This window comes from Stenotrophomonas sp. IS26 (assembly GCF_054188265.1).
The window spans coordinates 1-360 of record NZ_JBSZJV010000048.1 but is presented as its reverse complement, the minus strand read 5'-3'; the positions used below and the strand labels follow the sequence as shown (position 1 = coordinate 360).

Annotated in this window: 1 protein-coding gene; it reads left to right on the top strand. The window is 61.9% G+C overall.

Annotation, left to right across the window (positions count from 1 at the left end; translation table 11 throughout):
- A partial coding sequence (locus tag ACW6W5_RS17870; RefSeq protein ID WP_458233681.1) for an SIS domain-containing protein occupies positions 1-360 on the top strand: 360 nt, incomplete at both ends.

Sequence of the window (360 nt, the reverse complement as noted above, 5' to 3'; positions counted from 1 at the left end):
TTGACCGCGCGTTACTGGATCGAAGCGATTGTCGGCCTGCCGTGCAGCGTGGAAGTCGCCAGCGAATACCGTTACCGCGCTGCCTATGCGAATCCCAAGCACCTGATCGTCACCATCTCCCAGTCCGGCGAAACGCTGGATACGATGGAAGCGCTCAAGTACGCCAAGTCGCTCGGCCATCTGCATACGCTCTCGATCTGCAACGTGCCCGAGAGTGCGATTCCGCGCGCCAGTGAACTGGTCTGCTACACCCGTGCCGGTGCCGAGATCGGTGTTGCCTCGACCAAGGCCTTCACTACGCAGCTGGCGGCACTGTTCCAGCTCACCGTGGTGCTGGGCAAGCTGCATGGCCGCATCGAC